Annotated in this window: 21 protein-coding genes; 4 read left to right on the forward strand and 17 right to left on the reverse strand. The window is 68.3% G+C overall.

The window, feature by feature from the left end; all coding sequences use genetic code 11:
• Positions 1-33: 33 nt before the first annotated feature.
• From gcvT to nudE, 7 genes are all read right to left on the reverse strand, one after another.
• Positions 34-1,146 (reverse strand): glycine cleavage system aminomethyltransferase GcvT, encoded by a 1,113-nt coding sequence (gene gcvT / locus ABE571_RS14015; protein ID WP_346493867.1) that lies wholly within the window; start codon positions 1,144-1,146, stop codon positions 34-36.
• Between the two features lie 85 nt (positions 1,147-1,231).
• Positions 1,232-1,663, reverse strand: a complete 432-nt coding sequence (locus ABE571_RS14020; RefSeq protein ID WP_313210505.1) for an NfeD family protein — start codon at positions 1,661-1,663, stop codon at positions 1,232-1,234.
• A 1-nt stretch (position 1,664) separates the two neighbouring features.
• The gene (locus tag ABE571_RS14025; RefSeq protein ID WP_046272684.1) at positions 1,665-2,627 is read right to left on the reverse strand and encodes an SPFH domain-containing protein; all 963 of its coding nucleotides are present in this window, start codon (positions 2,625-2,627) and stop codon (positions 1,665-1,667) included.
• A 96-nt stretch (positions 2,628-2,723) separates the two neighbouring features.
• The gene (locus tag ABE571_RS14030) at positions 2,724-3,047 is read right to left on the reverse strand and encodes a YnfA family protein (RefSeq protein WP_313210501.1); all 324 of its coding nucleotides are present in this window, start codon (positions 3,045-3,047) and stop codon (positions 2,724-2,726) included.
• Complete coding sequence (gene mazG / locus ABE571_RS14035) at positions 3,044-3,856, reverse strand: nucleoside triphosphate pyrophosphohydrolase (RefSeq protein ID WP_313210499.1); 813 nt, start codon at positions 3,854-3,856, stop codon at positions 3,044-3,046. Before mazG ends, ABE571_RS14030 begins: the two co-directional genes overlap by 4 nt.
• Before the next feature lie 16 nt (positions 3,857-3,872).
• A complete protein-coding gene (gene cysQ / locus ABE571_RS14040; protein WP_121039024.1) occupies positions 3,873-4,676 on the reverse strand; it encodes a 3'(2'),5'-bisphosphate nucleotidase CysQ in 804 nt (267 codons plus the stop codon).
• Positions 4,673-5,221: an ADP compounds hydrolase NudE gene (gene nudE, locus ABE571_RS14045; RefSeq protein ID WP_121039027.1), complete on the reverse strand. Its 549-nt coding sequence runs from the start codon at positions 5,219-5,221 to the stop codon at positions 4,673-4,675. Before nudE ends, cysQ begins: the two co-directional genes overlap by 4 nt.
• A 50-nt stretch (positions 5,222-5,271) precedes the next feature.
• Here nudE and bioA point away from each other — a divergent pair, with 50 nt between their 5' ends.
• Both bioA and ABE571_RS14055 read left to right on the forward strand, forming a co-directional pair.
• Positions 5,272-6,663 carry an adenosylmethionine--8-amino-7-oxononanoate transaminase gene (bioA, locus tag ABE571_RS14050; RefSeq protein ID WP_313219740.1) on the forward strand — a complete coding sequence of 464 codons (1,392 nt, stop codon included), beginning with the start codon at positions 5,272-5,274 and terminating at the stop codon, positions 6,661-6,663.
• The gene (locus ABE571_RS14055; protein ID WP_346493869.1) at positions 6,654-7,388 is read left to right on the forward strand and encodes a 16S rRNA (uracil(1498)-N(3))-methyltransferase; all 735 of its coding nucleotides are present in this window, start codon (positions 6,654-6,656) and stop codon (positions 7,386-7,388) included. Before bioA ends, ABE571_RS14055 begins: the two co-directional genes overlap by 10 nt.
• 159 nt (positions 7,389-7,547) lie before the next feature.
• Here ABE571_RS14055 and ABE571_RS14060 read toward each other — a convergent pair whose 3' ends face one another.
• The 7 genes from ABE571_RS14060 to pilG all read right to left on the reverse strand — a co-directional run bounded on the left by ABE571_RS14060 (position 7,548) and on the right by pilG (position 19,553).
• Positions 7,548-8,021, reverse strand: coding sequence for a chemotaxis protein CheW (locus tag ABE571_RS14060; RefSeq protein WP_121039036.1), 474 nt, complete (start codon positions 8,019-8,021; stop codon positions 7,548-7,550).
• 31 nt (positions 8,022-8,052) lie between these two features.
• Positions 8,053-9,396 (reverse strand): chemotaxis protein CheB, encoded by a 1,344-nt coding sequence (locus ABE571_RS14065; protein WP_346493871.1) that lies wholly within the window; start codon positions 9,394-9,396, stop codon positions 8,053-8,055.
• Positions 9,362-16,066: an Hpt domain-containing protein gene (locus ABE571_RS14070; protein ID WP_346493873.1), complete on the reverse strand. Its 6,705-nt coding sequence runs from the start codon at positions 16,064-16,066 to the stop codon at positions 9,362-9,364. Before ABE571_RS14070 ends, ABE571_RS14065 begins: the two co-directional genes overlap by 35 nt.
• A 94-nt stretch (positions 16,067-16,160) precedes the next feature.
• Positions 16,161-18,197, reverse strand: coding sequence for a methyl-accepting chemotaxis protein (locus ABE571_RS14075; protein ID WP_313210486.1), 2,037 nt, complete (start codon positions 18,195-18,197; stop codon positions 16,161-16,163).
• A 43-nt stretch (positions 18,198-18,240) separates the two neighbouring features.
• Complete coding sequence (locus ABE571_RS14080) at positions 18,241-18,771, reverse strand: chemotaxis protein CheW (protein ID WP_088432919.1); 531 nt, start codon at positions 18,769-18,771, stop codon at positions 18,241-18,243.
• A complete protein-coding gene (locus ABE571_RS14085) occupies positions 18,771-19,133 on the reverse strand; it encodes a response regulator (RefSeq protein WP_123730426.1) in 363 nt (120 codons plus the stop codon). Before ABE571_RS14085 ends, ABE571_RS14080 begins: the two co-directional genes overlap by 1 nt.
• Positions 19,134-19,151: 18 nt before the next feature.
• Positions 19,152-19,553, reverse strand: coding sequence for a twitching motility response regulator PilG (gene pilG / locus ABE571_RS14090; protein WP_121039045.1), 402 nt, complete (start codon positions 19,551-19,553; stop codon positions 19,152-19,154).
• Positions 19,554-19,810: 257 nt separating this feature from the next.
• Here pilG and gshB point away from each other — a divergent pair, with 257 nt between their 5' ends.
• Positions 19,811-20,761 (forward strand): glutathione synthase, encoded by a 951-nt coding sequence (gene gshB / locus ABE571_RS14095; RefSeq protein WP_121039048.1) that lies wholly within the window; start codon positions 19,811-19,813, stop codon positions 20,759-20,761.
• Positions 20,758-21,645, forward strand: coding sequence for an energy transducer TonB (locus ABE571_RS14100; RefSeq protein WP_313219737.1), 888 nt, complete (start codon positions 20,758-20,760; stop codon positions 21,643-21,645). Before gshB ends, ABE571_RS14100 begins: the two co-directional genes overlap by 4 nt.
• A gap of 28 nt (positions 21,646-21,673) precedes the next feature.
• Here the strand turns inward: ABE571_RS14100 and tsaB are convergent, their stop codons facing one another.
• The 3 genes from tsaB to ABE571_RS14115 form a co-directional block, all read right to left on the reverse strand.
• Positions 21,674-22,381 (reverse strand): tRNA (adenosine(37)-N6)-threonylcarbamoyltransferase complex dimerization subunit type 1 TsaB, encoded by a 708-nt coding sequence (tsaB, locus tag ABE571_RS14105; RefSeq protein WP_346481331.1) that lies wholly within the window; start codon positions 22,379-22,381, stop codon positions 21,674-21,676.
• A 5-nt stretch (positions 22,382-22,386) separates the two neighbouring features.
• Positions 22,387-24,444 carry an ATP-dependent DNA helicase gene (locus tag ABE571_RS14110; RefSeq protein ID WP_346493875.1) on the reverse strand — a complete coding sequence of 686 codons (2,058 nt, stop codon included), beginning with the start codon at positions 24,442-24,444 and terminating at the stop codon, positions 22,387-22,389.
• Positions 24,445-24,514: 70 nt separating this feature from the next.
• On the reverse strand, positions 24,515-25,042 hold the full coding sequence (locus ABE571_RS14115; RefSeq protein WP_346493877.1) for a hypothetical protein: 528 nt from the start codon (positions 25,040-25,042) through the stop codon (positions 24,515-24,517).
• Positions 25,043-25,050 lie beyond the last annotated feature (8 nt).

Here is a 25,050-nt window from a genome sequence, read left to right on the forward strand (position 1 = left end):
CACGAACGCGTCCGCACCGGATACATCACGGCATCAGCCGTCGATCAACACGCCGGGCTGGGCCTGGCCTTCGCGCACGAACGGGAACTTCACCACGCGGACCGGAATCTGCTTGCCACGGATATCCACGCGGACCTCGCCCAGTTCGCCGCCCGGCACGCGGGCGAACGCGATGCCCTTGCCCAGGGTCGGCGAGAAGGTGCCCGACAGGATCTCGCCCTCACCGCTGGCGGCGAGCACCGCCTGGCCGTGACGCAGCACGCCCTTCTCATCCATGACCAGGCCGATCAGCTGGCGGGCGTTGCCCGCCGCCTTCTGCGCCTCGAGCACGTCGCGCCCGATGAAGTCGCGGCCTTCGTCCAGTGCCACGGTCCAGGCCAGGCCGGCCTCATAAGGTGTGATCTCCTCGTCCATGTCCTGGCCATAGAGATTCATGCCGGCTTCCAGGCGCAGCGTATCGCGCGCACCCAGGCCGGCCGGACGCACGCCGGCGGCGCTCAGCGCATTCCAGAAGGCGACCACGGCGGTCTGCGGCAGCAGGATCTCGAAACCGTCTTCACCGGTGTAGCCGGTACGCGCCACGAACAGCGCGGTGCCGTCGGCGGTGGCGGTCTCCAGGGCAGCGAAGCGGCCCAGCTTTTCCAGCGCGGCGCGGTCGCCCTCGCCCAGCAGGCCGATCACGCGCTCGCGTGCGGTCGGGCCCTGCACGGCGATGATGGCCAGCTCTTCGCGCTCGATGACCTCCACGTTGAAGGCTGCCGCCTGCTCGCGGATCCAGGCCAGGTCCTTTTCGCGGGTGGAGGCGTTGACCACCATGCGGAAGAAATCGTCAGCCATGTAATAGACGATCAGGTCGTCGATCACGCCGCCGCGGGCATTGAGCATGCACGAGTAGAGGGCCTTGCCGGTGGCCTTGAGCTTGTCCACCGAGTTGGCCAGCAGCGTGCGCAGGAACGGCTTGACCTGCTCACCACGCAGATCCACCACGGTCATGTGGCTGACGTCGAACATGCCGGCATCGCTGCGCACCAGGTGGTGCTCGTCCAGCTGCGAACCGTAATGAATGGGCATGTCCCAGCCACCGAAGTCGACCATCTTGGCGCCGAGTGCGCGGTGGGTATCGTTGAGAAGCGTCTTCTGGGTCATGACCGGTTCCGGGGGAATGAAGGCAAGCCATCATTATCCCAGAACCGTCTTCACAACGCCTGCGGCGGTGCGGGAAAACCGAGGATCAGGCCTGCTGTACCTTCAGCGTCATCCCTTCCACCGCCACCACGCGCACCGGGCTGCCGGCCGGCAGATCCGGCCCGGCGACCACCCAGAATGCATCGTCGATCTTGGCCCGGCCCTTGCCGGCCACGATGCCCTGGTCGAGCACGACCACCCGCCCGATCAACTGCTCGGCGCGCCGGTTCAACAGCGGCTGGTCGCTCTGGCGATCGTGTGATCGCCCCCAGCGCCGGTAGCACTGGATCGAGACCACGCTGAGCACCACGAAGGCGACCACCTGCCACAGCAGCGGGATCTCGGCGAACACCGCGACCAGCACGAACACGGCCGCCGCACCGATCCCGATCCACAACATGAAGGCGCCGGGCGCGAGCGCCTCGGCGGCGAACAGCACCAGTGCCAGCGCGCCCCAGGCCACCACTTCCCAGCGCATGTCAGCCTCCGATCCGCGGCGGGACGCCGCGCGTGGCTTTCTTCTCTTCCTGCTTGGCGAACGCCTCGCGCGCCAGTTCGGCCACGCCGGCGATCGAGCCGATCACGCCGCTGGCCTCCATCGGCATCAGCACCAGCTTCTGGTTCGGCGAGGTCGCCAGTTCCTTGAATGCTTCCACATACTTCTGCGCGATGAAGTAGTTGATCGCCTGCACGTCTCCCTGGGCGATCGCCTCGGAGACCATCGTGGTCGCCTTGGCCTCCGCCTCGGCCAAGCGCTCGCGCGCTTCGGCATCGCGGAAGGCCGCCTCCTTGCGGCCCTCGGCCTCCAGCACGGTGGCCTGCTTCTCGCCTTCGGCGCGCAGGATCTCGGACTGACGCGAGCCTTCGGCTTCCAGGATCTGCGCGCGCTTTTCGCGCTCGGCTTTCATCTGCCGCGCCATCGCATCGAGCAGATCGCGCGGCGGCTGGATATCGCGGATCTCGATGCGGTTCACCTTCACGCCCCACGGGTTGGTGGCATGGTCGACCACGCTCAGCAACTGGGCGTTGATCACCTCCCGCTGGCTGAGCGATTCATCCAGATCCATCGAGCCGATCACGGTGCGGATGTTGGTCTGCACCAGCGCGATCATCGCCACCTCCAGATTGGCGACCTCGTAGGCCGCCTTGGCCGCATCGAGCACCTGGAAGAACACCACGCCATCCACGCGCACGGCGGCGTTGTCCTTGGTGATCACTTCCTGGCTCGGCACGTCCAGCACCTGCTCCATCATGTTCACCTTGCGGCCGACCCCGTAGACGATCGGGATCAGGAAGTGCAGGCCGGGCGACATGGTGTGGGTGTAACGGCCGAAGCGCTCCACGGTCCATTCGTAGCCCTGCGGCACCATCCGCACGGCCTTGAAGAGGATGACGACGGCCACGAAGGCCAGCACCAGCGAGAACAGCATGGTCGGAAACATCAGGTCACTCCCTTTCCCCGGATTCGTAACGCCGAGTATAGCCACGGCACCTTCACACCGGCATCGGGAAGTGCCCTGGCGGGCCGTCAACCAGGTTCAGGCGGTGCGCGGGGCGAACATGATGACCATCATGCCGGCCAGGCACAGGCCGACGCCGAGCAGGTCCCAGCGGCTGGGGCGGATGCCATCCACCAGCCACAGCCACATCAGCGCGGTGCCGATATAGACCCCGCCGTAGGCGGCGTAGACGCGCCCGCTGGCGGTCGGGTGCAGGGTCAGCAGCCAGGCGAACAGCGCCAGGCTGACGGCCGCCGGCAGCAGCAGCCACGCACTGCCGTCCTTGCGCAGCCACAGCCACGGCAGGTAACAGCCGACAATTTCGGCCACGGCGGTCAGCACGAACAGCAGCAGCGTCTTCACGCGGCGGGCTCGTCCGCCTTGGCCTGCTGCCAGAGCGCCTCCTGCGCCTCCAGATCCAGCGCGGCCATGGACTGCCCCGCTGCATCGGCCTGGGCCTCCATCGCGCGGAAGCGTCGTTCGAATTTGTGGTTGGCCAGACGCAGCGCAGCGCCCACATCGACCTTGGCGTGGCGGGCCAGGTTGGCGCAGACGAACAGCAGATCGCCCAGCTCCTCCTGCAGGCGCGCGTGATTTTCCTCGACCGGGCCACGCGCGAATTCCGCGGCGACTTCGTCCAGTTCTTCGCGCACCTTGTCCATCACCGGCGCCGGGCCCGGCCAGTCGAACCCGACCCGTGCCGCGCGTGCCTGCAGCTTCACCGCCCGCTGCCACTCCGGCAGGCCACGCGAGATGCCGGCCAGCGCCGAGGTATCGGTGTGGCCCTTGGCAACGCGCTCGGCGCGTTTGATCGCCTCCCAGTTGCTGTTGACGTCCTCGGCCCCGTCCACCTGGACCTGGGCGAACACGTGCGGATGGCGACGCTCCATCTTGTCGCTGATCGCGCGGGCGACGTCGGCAAACCCGAACGCCCCCTGCTCCTGCGCCATCTGCGCGTGGAAGACCACCTGCAGCAGCAGATCGCCGAGCTCATCCTTGAGGTCATCCAGATCGCCACGGTCGATCGCATCGGCGACCTCGTAGGCTTCTTCGATGGTGTACGGCGCGATGCTGGCGAAGTCCTGCTGCAGGTCCCAGGGGCAGCCCTGCAGCGGGTCGCGCAGGCGCGCCATGATGCCCAGCAGGCGGTCCAGTTCGGGGGTGGCAGGCATCGTTGCTCCAGTCAGGTCAGGCGGGCAGCCACGCGCGCCACGGCAGGCGGGTATCGCCCAGCGCGATGAAGTCGCCGTTCAAGAGGCTCTCGCGGCGGTTGTAGCGGAACGGCTTGCCGGTCTCGGCCGAGAGCACCGCGCCCCCGGCGGCGTGCAGCACGCACTGCCCGGCGGCGGTGTCCCACTCGGAGGTCGGGCCCAGCCGCGGGTACACGTCCAGCGTGCCTTCGGCCAGGCGGCAGAACTTGAGCGAGGACCCCTGGGCGAGCACCTCGATATCGCCCATGCGATCCAGCAGCGCCTGCGTCTGCTCGCTGCGGTGCGAGCGGCTGGCGGCTACCCGCAGCGGGGCCGAAGCGGGCGTACGGGTGCGCAGCACCGAATCGCGCATGCCGTCGCGGCGGTAGGCGAGTTCGCCGCGCATCGCATGCCAGATCTGGCCGGTGGCCGGGGCGAGCACCACGCCGAACGCCGGCGCGCCCTGGTAGATCAGTGCGATGTTGACGCTGAACTCGTCGTTGCGTTTGACGAATTCGCGGGTGCCATCCAGCGGATCGACCAGCCAGTAGGCGCCCCAGTGCTGGCGGATCTCCCACGGCACCTGCGCCGATTCTTCGGAGAGGATCGGCAGCTCCGGGGTGAGCTGGGCCAGCCCACGCTCGATCACCTGGTTGGCGCCGAGATCGGCTGCCGTGACCGGGCTGTGGTCGGATTTGATTTCCACATCGAACGGCGTGGCATACACCGCCATGATGGCGGCGGCCGCGTCCTGGGCGATGGCGATGACGGTTTCGCGCAGATCCGTCGTGAGTTTGATCATTCCTTCCGCCCCAGCCACTCGCGTGCGATGAACAGCGCCGCCAGCGATCGGCCTTCGGAGAAATCCTCGCGCAGCATCAACTGGTCCAGATCGGCCAGCTTCCACGGCACGACCTCCAGCTCCTCCGGTTCATCACCGACCAGGCGCTCGGGGTACAGATCCCGCGCCACCACCAGCCAGGACTGGTGGCTCATATAGGTGGGGGCCAGGGTCATCGCGCGCAGCACGTCGACCCGGCGGGCGCCGTAACCGGCCTCTTCCTTCAACTCACGGTCGGCGGCCTGCTCGGGGGTTTCGCCGGCATCGATGCGGCCTTTCACCAGCCCCAGCTCATACCGGTGCATGCCGGCGGCGTATTCACGCACCAGCAGCACGGTCTCGTCATCGAGCATCGGCACCACCACCACCGCGCCGTGACCGCGGGTCACCAGCCGCTCGAAGCGGCGGCGTTCGCCATTGGAAAACTCCAGATCCAGATGCTGGCGCTGGAACGGCCCGCTTTCCTCGTCCGTGATCTGGTGGATGATGGGCAGGCGACGGCTCATGCGAGCATCTCTAGAATGGGTACTGGTGAAAACGTGTTCATGAGCCCGAAATGCTAGCAGACCCAGCCCCCCTCACGCTGGCCGATCAGTGGCGGCAACGCGATCTGGCCGTGCTGTGGCACCCGTGCACCCAGATGCGTGAGCATCCCGACACCCTGCCCCTGCTGCCGATCGCCCGCGGCGAAGGCCCGTGGCTGATCGACCATGACGGCCATCGCTATCTGGATGCGGTGAGCAGTTGGTGGACCAATCTGTTCGGCCATGCGCAACCGCGCATCGGTGCGGCCATTGCCCAGCAGGCCACCCAGCTGGAACAGGTGATGCTGGCCGGCTTCAGTCATGAGCCGGCGGTACGGCTGGCCGAGCGCCTGCTGGCGATCGCCCCCCGCCAGGCCGGGCGCGACCCGCTGGCCAAGGTGTTCTATGCCGACAACGGCTCGGCCGGGGTGGAAGTGGCGCTGAAGATGGCGTTCCACTATTTCCGCAACCGTGGCGAGAACCACCGCACCCGGTTCGTCGCGCTGGAGAACGGCTATCACGGCGAAACCCTGGGGGCGCTGTCCGTCGGCGATATCCCGCTGTATCGGCGCGTGTATGCGCCGCTGCTGACCGAGGCGCTGTTCGCCCCGTCGCCCGACGCCTACCTGGCCGAACCGGGCCAGAGTGCCGCCCAGCGCGCGCACCAGGCGGCCGATGCACTGGCCACGCTGTTCGACCAGCACCCGGGCGAAATCTGCGCGGTGATCCTGGAACCGCGCCTGCAGTGCGCCGGGGGCATGCGCATGTACGACCCGGTCTATCTGCAGCGTGCGCGCGCGCTGTGCGATGCCAATGGTGCCTTCCTGATCGCCGATGAGATCGCCACCGGCTTCGGCCGCACCGGCACGATGTTCGCCTGTGAGCAGGCCGGGGTGATGCCGGACCTGCTGTGCCTGTCCAAGGGCCTGACCGGCGGTTTCCTGCCGCTGTCGGCGGTGCTGGCGACCCAGGCGCTGTACGACGCCTTCCTGGATGATTCACGCGAGCGCGCCTTCCTGCATTCGCACAGCTACACCGGCAATCCGCTGGCCTGCGCCGCCGCGCTGGCGACCCTGGATATTTTCGCCGACGAAGACGTGATTGCACGCAACCGCAGCACTGCCGAGGTGATGCGCACCCTGGCCGCACCGTTCGCCGACCACGCGCATGTCGCCGATGTACGCCAGGCCGGGATGGTGGTGGCCTTCGAGCTGACCCGCAACGGCGACAAACGCACGCCATTCCCGGCCGAGGCCCGGATCGGGCTGCATGCTTATAAAGCGGCGCTCAAACGCGGCGTGGTGCTGCGCCCACTGGGCAATGTGCTGTATTGGATGCCGCCGTACTGCGTTGAGGATGAACACTTGGACCTGCTTGCCCTGACCACCCTCGCCGCCATCGACGAGGCCATCGCATGCGCATGACCCGCAGCCATATCGACCATCCGCTGGCGGTCGGACAAACACTGGCACTGCCCGAAGACGCCGCCAACCATCTGGTGCGCGTGATGCGCCTGCGCGAAGGCGATGGCTGCGTGTTGTTCAACGGCGATGGCCAGGACTACAGCGCCACCCTGGTGACCGTCGGCAAGCGCGATGCGCAGGTACGGATCGAGGCGGCCACCGCGCTGGACAACGAATCGCCCTTGCACATCACCCTGCTGCAGGGCATTGCCCGCGGGGAAAAGATGGACCTGATCCTGCAGAAGGCGACCGAACTCGGGGTGCAGGCCTTCGTGCCGGTCAACGCCGAACGCACCGAAGTGAAGCTGGATGCAGCGCGTGCCGAGAAGCGACTGGCGCACTGGCGCAGTGTGGTGGTCTCGGCCTGTGGCCAATCCGGCCGCGCCCGCGTGCCGACCGTGGCCGCGCCGCGCTCGCTGCAGGACGCCGCCAACGCGGTCCCGGCCGAGGCATTGAAATTGACCCTGGATCCACAGGGCGAGCATCGCTTGTCGACGCTCTCGGCCGCACCGGGCGGGGTGGTGATCGCGATCGGCCCGGAAGGCGGCTGGTCGCCGCGCGACCGCCAGGCGCTGGCCGCGGCGGGCTTCCAGGGCTTGCAGCTGGGCCCGCGCGTGCTGCGCACCGAGACCGCAGGCTTGGCGGCGATCGCTGCCGTGCAGGCACGGTTGGGCGATCTGGGCTGAGAAACAACGTTGTTCCTTCTGCCCCCTTGATTTATCTGGAGCCATAGCCCCCTTGAGTCAAGGGGGCGCGCCGGCAGGCGCGTGGATCTGGGAGATTGTGACGCGGGGGGCCCGCGGTTTGCGAAGCAAATCGCGGGGAGGTTTCGCGAATGCGCAACCTCACCCCGCCACGGGGAAGGATTCGTCCAGCGCCGCTTCCAGCGCGTCCAGGTCCGGCAGCAGCGCGCTCTGTTCGCCCAGCAGCACGCGCATGTGCACGCCCTGCGGCAGGGTTTCCTCGGAGGCGTCGGCCAACAGCCCGTCGCGCGGCACTGCGATCAGCTGCGGGAAGGTCTGGGTCAGCAGCGCGAAGTAGGGCCGGCGCGGATTGCCGCCCAGCGCCTTGAGCACGACAACCTTGTTGTTGGCCACCACCGGCTCGTCACCCTGCCCGGACAACCGGGCGAAGGACAGCAACGGCACGTCCCAGCCGTGCCAGGCGATCTGTCCGACCAGCCAGGCCGGCGCATCGGGAACGGTTTCGACCGGCACCTTGGACATCATTTCGGCCACGGTGGCGTTGGGCAGCAGCACGCGTTCGTGCCCGGCCTGGATCAGGACACCGCGGATTTCGTCGTTGCTGGCGTAGCTCATGGATCTTCCTTCAAAGGTGCGTCGGCGCCACTCAGGCGTCCACGCCCCAGCGTGCGGCGATGGTGGCGGCCAACTGCGGCGGTTCCCCGGCGTCCTGCCCGGCAGCAACCACCGCACTGGCCGCGGTCGGGTCATAGCAGCCTTCGCCGATCTGACCGGCCACCCAGGCACCGGCGGCGGCCAGGGCGAGCACGGCGTCCACCTGGGCGGCGTCCGCGCCGCTGAGCAGGACCACGCCGCTGTGCGCGGCCGGCAATGCCTCGATCTGGATGCCGGCGGTGTCGGCGATGAACTGCAGGCTGCCCTGCCGCACGGCGATGCCGATGTCGTCGGGCAGGATGTAGGCCTGGCCGGCTTCAACGGGCTGGGCGTCCTCGGCCAGCAGCACCGGCAGTGCGGACACCCGTGCCATCTGCTTGACCAGATTGCCGTAGCGGCCGCCGTCCAGGCGCATATGCACCAGGACGGCGGTGTTCAGCGATTCGGGCAGCGCGGCCAGCAGGCGGCGCAGCGCATCCGGCCCGCCGATGCCGGCCAGGACCAGCACCGCGCCCGCGCAGCCACCGGCGGAACCGGCCTCGGGTTCGAGCTCGACCAGTGACAGACGTTCGATGTCGAAGCGCTCCGGTGCCGGCGCCGTGTCGCTGATCGACGGGGGCGCCGCAACAGCACCGTCATCGTCCACCAGCGACCACCGGCGGTGATCGCCGATCGATATGGCAGCGGCCGCGGCGGGTGGTGCCGAGGCCGGAATCGGTGGAATCGCCGGTGCGATCGGCTCGGGCGCCACCGGCTGCAGCGCCGCCAGCGCCTCTTCCAGCGACACCGGCTCGTGCAACTCCGCCGGCGCCTGGTACAGGCCATCGGCCGGCACCTCGGCTGCCGCATCCTCGGCTTCGCGCAGATGGAACGCCAGCGGTGCGTCGGCATGCAGCTGCGCCGGGGTGACCGGCAGACCCGGTTCGGGCTGCAGCTGCTGGTCCTGTTCCGAACCCGGCGGCAGCACGTCCTGATGGCCGTGCAGCTTGGCCACCAGATGCCGTGCCCAGCGCTGCGCTTCCCAGCCGTCGCGGCGTGCAGCCAGCTCGGCTTCGTCGAAGATCAGGGTCAATGACGGCGAACCCAGCACCGGATCCAACCGCTCCAGGGCGTCTTCGATTGCCGGTTCCAGCGCGATCAGGACCGCACCGGGATCGGCATCACGCAGGACCTGCAGGTCGAGCGTGTTGGGGTCGTCCTCCAGCACCACGCGGGCGCCGGCATGGTCGAGCGCTTCGCGCAGGCGGTCGCGTGCCGGGCCGGAACGGGCCAGCAGGGCCACCGTCAACAGGGGATGGGCATCACTCGCGTGCACGGGCGATCCCCAGCAGGTCATACACGTTGCGCATCAGATCCAGTTCCTGGTACGGCTTGCCCAGGTAGCGCTGGACACCGAGTTCAAAGGCGCGTTGACGGTGCTTGTCGCCGCTGCGCGAGGTGATCATCACGATCGGCACACCCTGGTAGCGCGGGTCGGCGCGCATGACGCTGGCCAGCTCGTAACCGTCCATGCGCGGCATTTCGATATCCAGCAGCATCAGGTCGGGCACGCGCTCATCCAGGCGCTCCAGTGCTTCGATACCGTCACGGGCGACCGTGACCTCGAAGTTGTGGCGCTCCAGGATGCGGCCGGTGACCTTGCGCATGGTCAGCGAATCGTCGACCACCATCACCAGGGGTACATCGCGATCACTGACCTTGGCTGCGGCGGTGATCGGCTTGTGCGGGTTGGCCAGGTAGCGGCGCACCAGCGGGGCCACGTCCAGGATCACCACCACGCGGCCATCGCCGGTGATCGTCGCACCGTAGATGCCCGGCACCGAAGCGATCTGCAGGCCGACCGGCTTGACCACGATTTCGCGGTTGCCCAGCACCTGGTCGATCGCCACGGCCACGCGCAGGTCGCCAGCGCGGACCAGCAGCAGCGGCACCTGGGCCTGGCCTTCGGCGCGGGCCTGGGCCTGGCCGATCAGCGTCCCCAGATCATGCAACGCGAATTCTTCGCCACCGTAGTGGTAGCCGCCGTTGGCGGTTTCAAAGCGCTCGCGCGAGATCCGGCCGATACCACTGACCGAGGCCACCGGCACGGCAAAGGTGGTCTCGCCGATCTGCACGAACACCGCCTGGGTGACCGCCAACGTCTGCGGCAGGCGCAGGGTGAAGGTAACGCCCTGGCCGCTGACCGAGTGGATGTCCACCGAACCACCCAGCTGGCGCACTTCGTTGTGGACCACGTCCATGCCCACGCCACGGCCGGCCAGCTGGCTGACCTGGTCGGCGGTGCTGAAGCCGGGCGAGAAGATCATCGCATCCAGTTCGGCATCGCCGAGCACGGCATCGGCGGCGATCAGGCCACGCTGTTCGGCGCGGCGACGGATCGCCTCGCGGTCCAGCCCGGCGCCATCGTCGGCCACTTCCAGCACGATTTCCGAGCCTTCGCGACGCAGGCGGATGGCGATTTCGCCCTCCTCCGGCTTGCCCGCGGCCCCGCGCTGTTCCGGGGTTTCCAGACCATGCGCCACTGAGTTGCGCAGCATGTGTTCCAACGGCGCGACCATGCGGTCGAGCACGTTGCGATCCAGTTCGCCGTGGGTCCCTTCGAGGGTGACGTGAACCTGCTTGCCGGTGTCCTGGCCGGCCTGGCGCACGACCCGGCGCAGGCGTGGCACGAGACCATCGAACGGCACCATGCGCGCGCGCATCAGGCCGTCCTGCAGCTCCGAACTGACGCGCGACTGCTGTTGCAGCAGCACGTCGTACTGGCGCGACAGATCGTCCAGCACGCCCTGCAGACCGCCCAAGTCAGCCGCGGACTCGTTCAGCGCGCGGCTGAGCTGCTGCAGCGTGGAGAAGCGGTCCAGTTCCAGCGGGTCGAATTTGTGATCGGCCTGGTCCTGCTCACGCTGATAGCGCGCCACGATCTGCGCTTCGGTTTCCAGATCAAGGCGACGCAGCTGATCGCGCAGACGGGCATTGGTACGGTCCAGTTCGCCCATGGCACCCCGGAAGGCACCGAGCTGCTGCTCCAGACGCGAACGGTAGATCGCTACTTCACCGGCGTGGTTGACCAGGCGGTCGAGCAGATCGGCGCGCACGCGCACCTGTTCCTGCTGCGGCCGCGGCAGACCATCTTCCTCGCTGACGGTTTCCAGCGGGACCGGTGCCGACAGCGGCGCCGCCACGAGCGCGGCGATGGCGGCCTCGACCTTGGCATCGCCGGACGCAAGCGGCGGCTCGGCGGTCTCGATCTGTTCCGGCTCGACACGGCCCTGGGTACGCTGCTCGAACGCGGCGATCAGGTCGTCGGGCATCGCCACGGTGCGGTGCTGCCCGGTTCGGGTCAGCAGCTGGTGCAGGCGATCAAACCCGCGCTCCAGCAGATGCACGTCGCTGCGGTCGATATCGGTGCGGTTGGCCGCGACGGCTTCCAGCAGCGATTCAATGCCGTGGCCAAGATCGCCGATCGGATTGATCCCGGCCATGCGCGCGCCCCCCTTGAGGGTATGCAGGTCGCGCTGCAGGCCGGCGATCACGTCGCGGTCCTGGGGCGCGGCACGCAGTTCGCTGATCAGGCCATCGCAGTGGTCGAGCAGGTCCTTGCCCTCTTCCACGAAGATATCGACCAGCTCCTGGTCGAGCAGGGTGAAATCGAGCGCATCGCCCGGCGCGAGGTCGTCGCTGTCGGTGGCGTCCACGGGGCGGACATCATCGGCTTCCGGGGCGGTCGTGAAGGTTGCAGCGGGTGCGTCCTCCAGTTCGAAGAAGCGCGCCGGGGTGGCCGCGTCGGCGGAGACATCGGGCGCCGTGGCCTCGATCGCCTCGGCGAACGCATCGGCTTCGCCGGTGTTCTCATCCGTGGCGTCCAGACCGAGCACGCCGGTATCGGAGGCATCCGGCGCATCGACGACGGTCAAACCGTCATCCACCGCCTGCTGGGCGTCCACCACCTCGCCAAAGGCCGGCGGCGGCGGCAGGACCTCATCCAGCGCGTGCGCATCTTCCTCGCTGTCCGGATCGGTGTCGCTCCCGCTGTCGTTGGCCGCGTCATCGACAGCGACCGCATAGTCGCTGTCCTGCTCAACGGCATGGGCATGGGCATCGACATCAGCGGCCGGACCGTCGGCGACGTCCACGGTCGCCGCTTCCACGCCGGACCGGGTGTCGGTCGCGGTGTCTGCGACGCCTTCGGCTTCGGCCCTGGCGTCCGTGTCCGTGTCCGTATCCGTATCCGTATCCGTGTTGGAGGCGGAGGCGGTTTCAGCGCCGACGTCGACCGGACGTTCCGGCGTGACCGGCTCGGCGAAATGATCGAAGTAACGTGAGAGATCCTCGGCCGAGGTCAGCTCGACTGCTTCCAGGCCTGCATGCACAGACGCCAGATCCGCGTCGGCCGCGACGTCCGGCGACGCCAGCGCATCTGCTTCGCGCGCGGTGTCCGGCAGCTCGGCATCAAAATAGGCGGACAGGTCGTCCGTGCCCGTCAGCTCCATGGCGATGAGGGCATCGTCGTCGGCCACAGCGACCGCGCGACCGGGCTCGATCACGCTCAGGCCATCGGCATCGATCCCGGCCTGCTGCTCGTCGGTAACCGTAGCGTCGTGCGCATCTGCTGCTTCGACGACGTCGTATGCCTCAACGGCCTCAACCGCTTCGACGGCTTCGACTGCTTCAACCGCTTCAACCGTATCCGCGTCTGCTGCCCTGCCCTCGACTGTATCCACGTCGATGGCAGCCGCTTCCACGGCATCTGCAGCCGCCGCTTCGTTGAATGCTCCCGCATCTGCCGCTTCAGTCGCCTCGGCGTACGGTTCGTCATCCACAAGGTCCAGATCGTCCTCGACCAGTGCCGGCCAGCGCGCTTCCGGCAACGTATCGGCCAGGGCAACCAGGCGGGCCGCCAATGCGTTCTGCACCGGCACCCGCGGCGCCTCGTCCTGCAGTGCCGCCATGGTGGTGGTGATCGCGATGCAGGTCTCGGCCAGCGCGTCCATACCTGCCGCGCTGGGCAGTACATCGGCGGCCAGGGAACGCTTGATGTAGCTTTCCGCCGCACCGGTGACCGCCGTGATCTCCGGCACGTCGGTCATGGCGAAGGCGCCGTTCATGGTGTGCACGGCGCGCAGCAGCCCGTCGGTCACTGGCTGCGGTGCATCGGTGGCGGCATCCAGCCACGCCTGCAGCGTCGCCTGATGGACCTCGACCTCGGCTTCCAGGATCTCGCGCAGCACACTGTCGATATTGGCCGGTGTGCTCTCGATCATCGGCGCAGCGTCAGTCGTCCCACTGTCCACGGCCATCGCCACGGGCGCTGCAGCCGCACGCTGCAGCGGCACATGGAAGGTCTCCTCACCCGCGGCCACACGATCGGCGATGGCCTGCATGGCCTGCAGATCGGCGGTGACACGGCTGCCATCGCGCAGCGCGGCGTTGAGCTGCGGCAGCACCTCGTAGGCTTGGCCGACCAGGGCGACCACGGCCGGCGAGGCCGGACGGCTGCCGTCGAGCACGCGGTTGAGCATGCCCTCGATCTTCCAGCTGAACTCGCCCAACGTACGCGCACCGACCAGCCGGCCACTGCCCTTGAGGGTATGGAACACGCGGCGGATCGGGCGCAGGCGGTCCAGGTTGTCCGGCGCGATGCGCCAGGCCGGGAGCAGGTTGCCCAGGTTCACCAGTTCTTCGTCGAACTCTTCGATAAAGACCTCGCGGATGTCCTGGTCGATGTTCTCGCCATCGTCCTCGAAGCCGGCCTCGATGCTGGTGTCGTCGGCGGCCACGGCCACTGCCGGGCTTGCCGGTGCAGACGCGGCCGGCACGGTACCGGTGTCGGCCCCTTCCGGGCGGAACTGCGCGGCGGCGGCGTCCAGTTCGGCCAGGAAGCGGGTGGATGCGTCGTCCAGCTCGATACGGCGGATGACCGCATCCTGCACGGCGGGCGGCGGCAGCGCGGCATCTGCCGCGGCCTGCGGCACCGTGTCGGTGCCATCGATGAACGCCTCGATCGGCTCGGCGACACCGTCGTCCGCCGAGGCCACCGGAATCTCCTGCAGAAACGTCGGCAGGGCCTCCACATCCACCGCGCGCTGCGCGAACGGGCTGGACGCGGCCGTCTGCGCAGCAACGCTATCGGTGTCGGTGTCGGTGTCGCTGTCGCTGTCATCGATCTGAAGCGACACCACGTCGTCGGCGTTGCGCAGGTCCTCATCGAAGGTGAATTCGATCGGCTCGTCGCTCAGCTCCAGCATCTCGTGCTCGGCGGCCACCGGATCGAACCCGGCGCCCGTGGCCACGAAGGCCGGCATCTCCAGCGACACGTCCGAAACCTCGGGCGCACGCTCCGGCGTCGCCACATCCACCTCATCTTGCGCAGCATCGGCGTGCACGGAGGGCAGCGGCGCGACGTCCCACGCGGCGCCGGCCGGCACGTCGGCAATGACCGGATCGAAATGGGCAAACGTAGGCAGTTCGTCCACATCGTCATGGCTGGCCAGCGTCCACTGCGGCGCATCGGCGGCGACCGGGGCGGTGGAGGCGTCGAACACCAGCGCCACGGGTGCCATGGGCAGGGGGGCGGTGATCGCCGGCGGCGGATCGAAGGTGAAGTCCGGCAGCGGCGGCGGCAGGTTGGCCGGGCGCGGGATGTCGGCGGTGACGCCGAGCTTGATCGGCTCGGGTGCAGGCGTGTCCCACGGCGTGAGCTCGATGGGTTCGGCCGCGACCGGCAACGACTCCGGTCCGGTATCGGGGGTCGGCTGGTTGGCAGCCGGCAGCGGCCAGTAACGCAGGGTTTCCAGGCTGCTGCGGGTGATGTCCAGAATGTCATCGCGGCCCGGGCGACGTTCGCGCAGGGCCTCGAGGTAATACTCCAGGCTGGCCATGGCGTCGGCCAGGGTGTCCAGCTGGCGCCCGCTGGGCACGCGCTGCTTGCCGAGCAGTTCAACGGCGATGTACTGGCGCACGCCCTGCAGGTAATCGGCCGGAACCGACAGATCCAGCATGCGCAGGGCACCGGCGACCTCGCCGAGCAGGCGCGGTACTTCCTGCAGCTGCTGGTGGTTCCAGTTGGTTTCGATGAAGGCGACGAAATGCTCGCGCGCCGCAGCGAAGTTGGCGATGGCTTCATGCGCCAGCACCTCCACTGTGCGCCGGTTCTCCACCGCGCTCGGATCGTCCTCGCCGCTGCCGCCGGCGCCCAGATGGGCGACCTGGTCATCCAGCGAGGCATCCACGTAAAGCAGCGCGCCGGCGATATCCAGCAGCAGCGTTTCATCGATCTGCTGCACGCCCTCGACCACTTCGCGCAGCGCATCGCGCTGCTGTACGACCACGCCGCGGGCGACGCCTAGGCCCATCATGCCCAGCGTATCGGCCACCGCGCCCAGCTCGTTGACCTGGGTCTGCAGCTGCACCGGCTCGCCACCGGTACGCAGGTGCAGGTCCAGCGCATCCTTGATGCGCAGCAGTTCTTCCTTGACCGCGTTGCCGACCGTATCGAGCAGTTCGCGGTTGCGCCCGCTCAGGCTGCCGCGCGCGTGATCCAGCTCGGCTTCGGTGGCGCTCGCGCTGTCCGGCGCGAAGGCGAACAGCACGCTCTCGTTGATGCCCGGGGCGGCGCGGGCCGACCGGATGTCATTGAGCAGCGGCAGCAGCACGATCGGAATATCGCGGTGACCGTTCTGCAGGCGCTCCAGGTAATCGGGCAGCAGTACGCTGCCACGCATCAACGTGGCGCAGGCTTCATCACGGTCGGGCACCTCACCGGCACCGATCGCATTGGCCAACTGCTCCAGCTCCTCGGCCACCATCGCCGGGGCATACAGCTCGACCATCCGCAGGGTGCCCTGCACCTGGTGCAGGTAGCCGGCGCAGAAGCGCATCCGGCTGCCATCGGCAGGGTCTTCCACGTAGTACTCGACCTCGTTGCGCACCTGGCGCAGGGTCTCGTCCAGCTCCGGCTTGACCCAGCCCAGCGCAGCGTGGCTCATGGCATCGCGCAGCGTGCTCATGCCAGGTCTCCCGGCAGCTCGGCGCACATGGCGTGCGGTGATTTCTCGCGATGCATCATCTGCTTGTTCCTTCCCTCTCCGCCCTGCCCGCGGCTCACGCCGGCAGCTTGAAGTCGGCGACCGAGCGGCGCAGGTCGGCCGCCAGCTGTGCCAGGTGGCCGATCGACTCGGCGGTCTGTCCCGCGCCCTGCGAGGTCTGGCCGGTAATCTGACGGATCACGCCCATGGTGCGGGTGATGTCCGATGCCGCGGCCGACTGCTGCTGGGCAGCGATCGAGATGTTCTTGATGAGGTTGTTCAACGCGTTGGAGACGCGCTCGATTTCGGTCAGCGCGGTACCGGCGTCTTCGGCCAGGCGTGCACCGGAGACCACTTCGGCGGTGGTCTGCTCCATCGAGCTGACCGCCTCGTTGGTATCGGCCTGAATGGCCTGCACCAGGTTTTCGATCCGTCGGGTCGCACCGGAGGTGCGCTCTGCCAGCCGCTGCACTTCGTCGGCCACCACCGCGAAACCGCGACCGGCCTCACCGGCCGAAGCCGCCTGCACCGCGGCGTTCAACGCCAGGATGTTGGTCTGCTCGGAAATGTCGTTGATCAGTTCCACGATCGAGCCGATTTCCTGCGAGGACTCGCCCAGGCGCTTGATGCGCTTGGAGGTTTCCTGGATCTGGTCGCGGATCTGGTCCATGCCCTGGATCGTTTCACGCACCACGCCGGCACCTTCGGCGGCGATGATCACCGAGCGCTGCGCCACGTCGGCCGACTCGGCCGAGTTGCGCGACACCTGCTCGATGCTCGAGGCGATTTCGCCGATACGGTCGGAGGCCGAGGTGATCTGGTTGGCCTGGTGGCCGGCCGCTTCGGCCAGCTGCATCGCGGTAGCCTGGGTTTCCTGGGTCGACACGGCGACCTTGGCCGAGGTGTCGTTGATCGTGGTCACCAGGTGGCGCAGCTCATCCACGGCGTAGTTGATGGCGTCGGCGATGGCACCGGTCATGTCCTCGGTCACCGAGGCCTTCACCGTCAGGTCGCCTTCACCCAGAGAGCTGATTTCGTCCAGTAGCCGCATGATGGCCTGCTGGTTGCGGCTGTTGTATTCCACCTGGGTCTGGTACCGCAGTTCCTGTTCGCGCGAGCGGCTGCGCACCGTGCTGCCGACGAAGCCGATGATGGCGATCAGCGACAACGCACCCGACGCCACGCCCAGCCAGAAGTTGGGGAACAGGCGGGTATCGCGCAGCGAGCCGAACGAAGAGAAGGCTTCGAACAGCTTCTTGCTGTCGCGCAGCATGTCTGCCGAACCGCCGGTGAGGGCCGCGGCCGAGGACTGCGCGGCGAACAGCTGGCGCGAGCTGGCCAGGATGGCGTCGGCATCCTGCTTCATGGTGTCCCACTGCTTCTGCGACTGCTCCAGCGCGGCCAGCGCCGGACCGTTGCGGACCGCGGCAATGCCCAGTTCCTCGTTGCCGTTGCGCAGCGCATCGAGCACCTGGGTGAAGACCACCGAGTCGCGGGCGAGCGCGTCGCCCGCGGCAGCCGCATTGGCACCACCGGCGCGCATTTCTGTCACACGGCGGGCCATCGAGCCGACCACCACGACCTGCTGCAGGGCGTTGTAGACCTGCGAGGACGGCGCGCCACTGGCCGACATCGCGCGGACCACTTCGTTCAGCTGTGCCTGCAGGGCGGGCACGCCGTTGACGAAGTTGTTCGCGTTGCCGGCCAGGGCCAGCACGGCCGGTTCGCTGGCGACCAGCTGGCCGGCGCTCTTGCCGAGCGGCTCCCAGGTCTGGATCAGCGTGTTCAGCGGCCCGGCGACATTGGTCTCGGTGCCGTAGCGGCCCTGCAGCCCACTGACGGTACTTTCGATGTCGCTCTTGGTCAGCTTGAACGCGGTGAACGCCTGCGCGTTGCCCGAGACCGCCTCACGGCCCTGGTTGGCCAGCTGCTGCGAGAGCACCTGCAGGTTCGCCGCATCGGTGCTCGCACTGGCCAGGCGACTGCCCTGCCAGGTCGCCACGCCGGTGTTGACGCCGAACACGATCATCGACACGGCCAGCAGGCCGAGCCAGAAATTGGTGCCCACCGAGCCGAGCTTGCCGGCCTTGGCGGATTCCGAAGCAGTACTCATCGTTCAACCTCGATCTTCAATGCGGAGAGACAGGCGCCTGCGGTCAGGCCGCGGCCTGCCTGAATTCGGGGGTACGCGACAGCAGCGACAGCGAGAACACGCCCCAGTCATGGCCATCGCCGTGGAACGCACGGTCGATGAAGTGCGCATAGCGGCCGGTGGCCAGATCGCCGGCGACGATGTCCTGGTCCAGCTCGAAGCTGCGCTGGCCGAACAGTTCATCGATGGTCAATGCCACGTCGCCGCCGGCCTGGCGCATGATCAGCACGCGCTGACCCTCCTGCTGCACGGTGCGCTCGCCTTCCAGGAAGAACTTCAGGTCCACCACCGGGAACAGGTTGCCGCGCAGGTTGCCCACGCCCAGCAGCCACGGCTGTGCGCCGGGCACCGGGGTGATCGGCGGCATCGGGACGATTTCCACCACTTCGCGGAAATCCGAGACCAGCCGGCGCTTGCCCACGCGATAGCCGACGCCTCGCCACAGGTCCTGCGAGAACTGCCGCTCGGGCAGCTGCACCGCATGGGCCAGGCTGCGTCGCTCGTAGGCCTGGAGGATGTCGAAAGGAGAACGCATCAGACCACCAACTGGTTGATCCGCGCGATCAGTTCCTCCTCGCGCGGCGGCTTGACGATGTAGTCGGCCGCCCCCTGGCGCAGCCCCCATGCCTTGTCGGTTTCCATCGCCTTGGTGCTCACGATGACCACCGGAATGTGCTTGATGGCCGCGTCGCGCGCCATCGCACGGGTCGCCTGGAAGCCACTCATGCCCGGCAGGACCACGTCCATCAGCACCAGCTGCGGCGACTGCTCGCGCACGAGCTTGAGCCCGTCCTCGGCGTTGTCCGCTTCCAGGACTTCATGACCGGCCTTGGTCAACCACTGCGTGAACACCGCACGGTCGGTCGGTGAATCCTCGATCAGTACGATTCGAGCCATTGTGCCTTTCCCCCCTGGTCAGGCGTTGACGTATGTGCGGATGGCACCCAGCAGTTCTTCACGCGTGAATGGCTTGGTCAGGTACTGCTCCGAGCCGACGATGCGGCCGCGCGCCTTGTCGAACAGGCCGTCCTTGGAGGACAGCATGATCACCGGCGTGGACTTGAACAGCTGGTTGCCCTTGATCAGCGCACAGGTCTGATACCCGTCCAGCCGCGGCATCATGATGTCCACGAAGATGATCTGCGGCTGTTGATCGGCGATCTTGGCCAATGCCTCGAACCCATCGGTCGCGGTCACCACTTCGCAGCCTTCCCGCTTCAGCAGGGTTTCCGCGGTTCTGCGGATGGTCTTCGAATCATCGATGACCATCACGCGCAGCCCTGCGAGTTCCCCACCCGCAGCCATGTATTCAGTCATTACCTTTCCCCAAGCGCGCGACGCTTGCCTGATCCCCGGCGTCGCTGCGAAAGCGTATCTATATCCCAATACCGGCGCGCGCTTCAAGCACACCCACCGCGGCCCCGGTGCCAGCGGCCCGGCGAGCGCCCGGCCCGGGCCGTTTGCGCAAACCCGGGGCGGCGCCCGCCCGGCCGGACACTGCGTTCCGCGCCCCCGGGCAGGCATTGAGGACCCATTGTCGCTACCATCATCGGCCTGCCCGCCAGGTTGCGACCATGCCGTTGAATGTCATCGTGGTGATGGACCCCATCGCCCATATCAAGATTGCCAAGGACACCACCTTCGCGATGCTGCTGGAAGCCCAGCGCCGCGGCCATGCCCTGCACTACGTCAGCCCCGGCGGGCTGGCCCTGCGCGACGGCCAGGCCATCGCCCGCACCGCCCCGCTGCAGGTGCGCGAGGACAAGAACGACTGGTTCACCCTGGGCGAGTTCAGCCAGACCGTGTTCGGCCCCGGCCAGGTGGTGCTGATGCGCAAGGACCCGCCGGTGGATGCCGAATTCATCTACGACACCCACGTACTCAGCGTCGCCCAGCAGGCCGGTGCGATGGTGGTCAACGACCCCCAGGGCCTGCGCGACTACAACGAGAAGCTGGCCGCCCTGCTGTTCCCGCAGTGCTGCCCGCCGACCCTGGTCAGTCGCCGCAATGCGGACCTGAAGGCCTTCGTGCTCGAACATGGCCAGGCGGTGCTCAAGCCGCTGGACGGCATGGGCGGGCGCTCGATCTTCCGCAGCGGCACCGGTGATCCCAACCTCAACGTGATCCTGGAAACCCTGACCGATGGCGAGCGCACGCTGGCCCTGGCGCAGAAGTTCATCCCGGACATCACCGCTGGCGACAAGCGCATCCTGCTGGTCGATGGCGAGCCGGTGGACTACTGCCTGGCGCGGATTCCGCAGGGCGATGAGTTCCGCGGCAACCTGGCCGCCGGTGGCCGTGGCGAAGGCCGCCCGCTGAGCGAACGCGACCGCTGGATCGCCGCCCAGGTCGGACCGGAGATGAAGCGGCGCGGCATGCGCTTCGTCGGCCTGGATGTGATCGGCGATTACCTCACCGAAGTGAACGTCACCAGCCCGACCTGCGTGCGCGAGCTCGACGCCCAGTTCGGACTGAACATCGCCGGCACTCTGTTCGATGCGATCGAGGCCAGCCTGCCGCGATGAGCGCCAGCGTCGTCCCGGCCCCGACGTGGCAGGCGCGCGAATCCCAGCGGCTGGGCGCGACCCTGACGCTGTCCGTGCTCGTGCACGCGTTGCTGCTGCTGGGGGTCGGCTTCGCGGTCAGTGACAGCGCGCCGCTGGTGCCCACGCTGGATGTGATCTTCAGCCAGACCCAGACCCCACTGACACCCAAGCAGGCCGATTTCCTGGCCCAGGCCAATCAGCAGGGCGGTGGCGACCACGACAAGGCCCAGCGCCCGCGCGACAACCAGGCCGGAATCGTGCCCCAGGCGCAGGCCGGGCTGTCACCGGTCCCGCAGCAGCGCCAGGAGGCGGCCAGCGTGCCGCCCCCGCAGACCCGCGTGGTCAACAGCCGCAATGGCGCCGACACCATCGCCGAGGCGCAGCCACAGCCGCTGCCCGAGCACCCCCGCCCGGATGCACCGATGACGGCCCGCGAGCAGCGCGATGTGGAGATGGCGCGGTTGGCCGCCGAAGTGCACCTGCGCTCGGCCCAGTACGCCAAACGCCCGAACCGCAAGTTCGTCTCGGCCAGTACCCGCGAATACGCCTATGCCAATTATCTGCGCGCGTGGGTCGATCGCGCCGAGCGCGTCGGCAACCTGAACTACCCCGATGAGGCGCGCGCCCGCCGGCTCGGTGGCCAGGTGGTGATCACCGTCGGTGTGCGCCGCGATGGCACCGTCGAAAGTGCCCGCATCCTGCAGTCCAGCGGCACGCCGTTGCTGGATGAAACCGCGCTGCGCGTGATCACGCTTGCCCAGCCGTTCCCGCCGCTGCCCAAGACCGAGGATGCGATCGACATCCTGCAGGTGACCCGCACCTGGGTGTTCCTGCCCGGCGGCGAGCTGCGCGACGACCGCTGAGGGGGCGATAGCCGACCAACGGTCGGCTCTACCGGGCGGCCTTGGCCGCCCGCGCCGCCTGCTGTTCCACCAGGGTCAGCGCCACGTTGTTGCGCAGATAGGCCGGCTCCACCAGCTCCGGTGCCATGCCCTCGCCGCGCTCGAACGCCGGTACCGCCAGCGCCAGCACATCCGCCGCGCGCGGCAATGCCAGCGCATCCACGCCGGTCATTTGATCGGCCAACCGCGTCGCCAGCACGCCGTCGGCCGCGCCGAAGCCAGTCCCCACGCCGAACCAGCGCGTGCCCTCAGGCAACACCACCTGCCCCGGCGCGCACACGCTCTCCTCGCCCTGCAGCTGCCACTGCCCGTCCACGCGGATGTGGCGTGCGGCATAGACCTCGCCCATGCGTGCGTCGATGCTGGCCAGTACATGATCGGCTTCGGCCGGCGCGCGCAGCGCCAGCGCCTGCAGGGTGGAGACCGCGATCAACGGGCGGTCCAGCGCCAGGGCGATCCCCTGGGCGATGGCGATCGCAAGCCGCACGCCGGTGAACGCGCCCGGCCCCCGCCCCAATGCGATCGCATCCAGCTGCGAACGGGCCACCCCCGCCTCGGCCAGCAGCGCCTCGGCCCAGGGCAGGCTGAGTTCAGCGTGGCGGCGTGGGGCGATCTCGAAGCGCTCAGTGACCTGCCCATCCACGTACAGGGCAACGGAACAGGCTTCGGTGGCGGTTTCAAAGGCGAGCAGCTTCATGGCGGTCAGAACAGGGAAGTGGGGAAGTCATCGGTGGACGGCAGCCGTTGCACGGGCTGTGGTGAAGCAGACGCGGCGACGGGTGCGGGGTCAGCGAGGGACCATTGTGGCGCAAAGAAGGCCTGTACATCGGTCAGCGAACGGGTACGTCGGAACGGCGGCAGTGAATCCAGGAAAATCCGGCCATAGCTGCGGCTGAGCAGGCGCGGATCGCACAGCACCAGTACACCGCGATCGGTCTCGCTGCGGATCAGGCGGCCCACGCCCTGTTTGAGCGCGATCACGGCCTGCGGCAGCTGCTCATCGCGGAACGGGTTGCCGCCGTCGCGGCGGATCGCATCCAGCCGCGCTTCGAACACCGGGTCATCCGGGGCGGCGAACGGCAGCTTGTCGATCACCACCACGCTCAGTGCATCGCCGACCACGTCCACGCCCTCGCGGAAACTGGCCGAGCCCAGCAGGACGCCGTTGCCCGATTCACGGAAGCGCTGCAGCAGGGTCGCGCGCGGCGCCTCGCCCTGCACGAACAGCGGCCACGGTGCATCGCGCAGGGCCTCGGCCGCTTCGCGCAGTGCGCGGTGCGAAGCGAACAACAGGAACGCACGGCCGTGCGAGGCCTCCAGCACCGGCGTCAGCGCGCGGATCAACGCGGTGCCGAAGCCGCGCGCGGCCGGATCGGGCAGATCGGTCGGCAGATAGCACAGCGCCTGCTGGGCCCAGTCGAAGGGGCTGGGCTGCAGCAGGCTGACCGGATCATCCAGGCCCAGCCGCTGGGAAATATGCTCGAAACCCCCGTCCACGGTCAGCGTCGCCGACGTAAACACCCAGGCCGCCATCGAGCGCTGCCGATGCTCGCGCAGCGGACCGGACACATCCATCGGCGTGCGCTGGCAGCGGAAACCGCGCGGCGTCAGTTCATACCAGAGCACCTCCGCTGGCGGCGGCGCCTCATCCGGGTCGGTATCGAAATCCAGCATCGGCGCATCGTCGCCCAGCCAGCGCGACAACCGCGAGACCGCTTCCATGGCGCGCGCATGGCAGGCGTCCAGGCCGGGCGACGCCTCGCGCACCCCGGCCAGCGCATCACGCAGCTGCACCAGCGTACTCATCGCCGCATCGAAGCCATCGCGCACCTGCGGCACGGTCAGCGCGCGCCACTGGGTGCCGCGCGGCGGCAGGCCATCCATCGCCACGCGCAGATCGCGCAGGGTCTGCTCCAGCGCGGCCGCGGGCTCCTGCAGGGCCGCCTGTGCACCTGCCACGCTGCGGCTCTCGGCCAGGCAGTCGCGTGCGAGCTCCTGCCACGGGCGCATGCCGAAGCCTTCGCCGAAGAAGTTGGCCGCCAGTTCCGGCAACTGGTGCGCCTCGTCGATCACGAACGCCTGCGCGCCCGGCAGGATCTCGCCGAAGCCTTCCTGCTTGAGCGCCAGATCGGCCAGCAGCAGGTGGTGGTTGACCACCACCACGTCGGCCGCCTGCGCCCGCTGCCGTGCCTGCACGACGAAGCAGTCATCCCAGAAGGGGCATTCGGTGCCCAGGCAGTTATCGATGGTGGAGGTCACCATCGGGTACAGCGGCGAATCCTCCGGCAAGGCCTCCAGCTCGGCCATGTCGCCGTACTTCGTGCGTCCGGCCCAAACCAGGATGCGCTGGAACTGCGCGACCTGCTCAGGGGAACTGAAACGGGGTTCGCCCCGGGCCTGCTGCAGCCGATAGCGGCACAGATAATTGGCGCGCCCCTTCAGCAGCGCACTGCTGTGGCCCACACCGAGCGCGGCCCGCACGCGCGGCAGATCGCGGTGATACAGCTGATCCTGCAGCGCGCGGGTACCGGTGGAGATGATGGTCTTCAGCCCGGACAGCAGCGCGGGCACCAGGTACGCATAGGTCTTGCCGGTGCCGGTGCCGGCCTCGGCCAGCAGCACGTCGCGCTGGTCGAACGCTTCGGCGATCGCCGCGGTCAGGCGCAGCTGGGCCGGGCGCGGAACGAAGGCATCGAGCTGGCTGGCGAGCGCACCGCCCTCACTGAGGGCATCGCGGCTGGCGTGGGCAAGTTGGGACATGACGCCATGATAAAGGGTGCCGACCGATGCCCGGCGCTACGCCGTCACGCATCCGACTGCATCGCCCACATCAGTAACGCATGATCCCCGGCACCGTGCAGCCGTCCAGCTGTGCATGCGCCGAGGCCGCGTTTTCTTTTTCACCGCGGGCCAGACGCGCCTGCTCGATCGTCGCCCAATGGCGACGGCACAGCGGGCCGGTCTCGGAACCGAGTTCAACCGACTTGCGGGCGAAGGTTTCCGCTGCTGCCCAGTCGCCCTGCAACAGGGCGATCTCGGCCCGGTCCTGGAGCACCGACGGGTCCGAGGCCATGATCGCCAGCGCCTGATCCAGCGCCGCCGCAGCGCCGGTCAGGTCGTTGGCCTGGCGACGGGCATGCGCGGCCTGGCGCAGGTCTTCCACCTCGCTGTCGCGCAGCGGCTGCACGGCCAGCTCTTTGTCGTCATTGCCCGCAGCGGCATCCACGGCGGCCAGGCGCTGGGCCGGCGTGGTGGTGTCGACCGGCGCCTTCACCACCGGCGGCGGAGTGACGCAGGCCGCCAGCGCGAGGCACAGCGTGGCAAGCGACGCGGAACGGATCAGGAAACGGGTGGTCATGCAGGCAG

This window comes from Stenotrophomonas sp. TWI273, from assembly GCF_039674765.1.
Lineage (GTDB): Bacteria > Pseudomonadota > Gammaproteobacteria > Xanthomonadales > Xanthomonadaceae > Stenotrophomonas.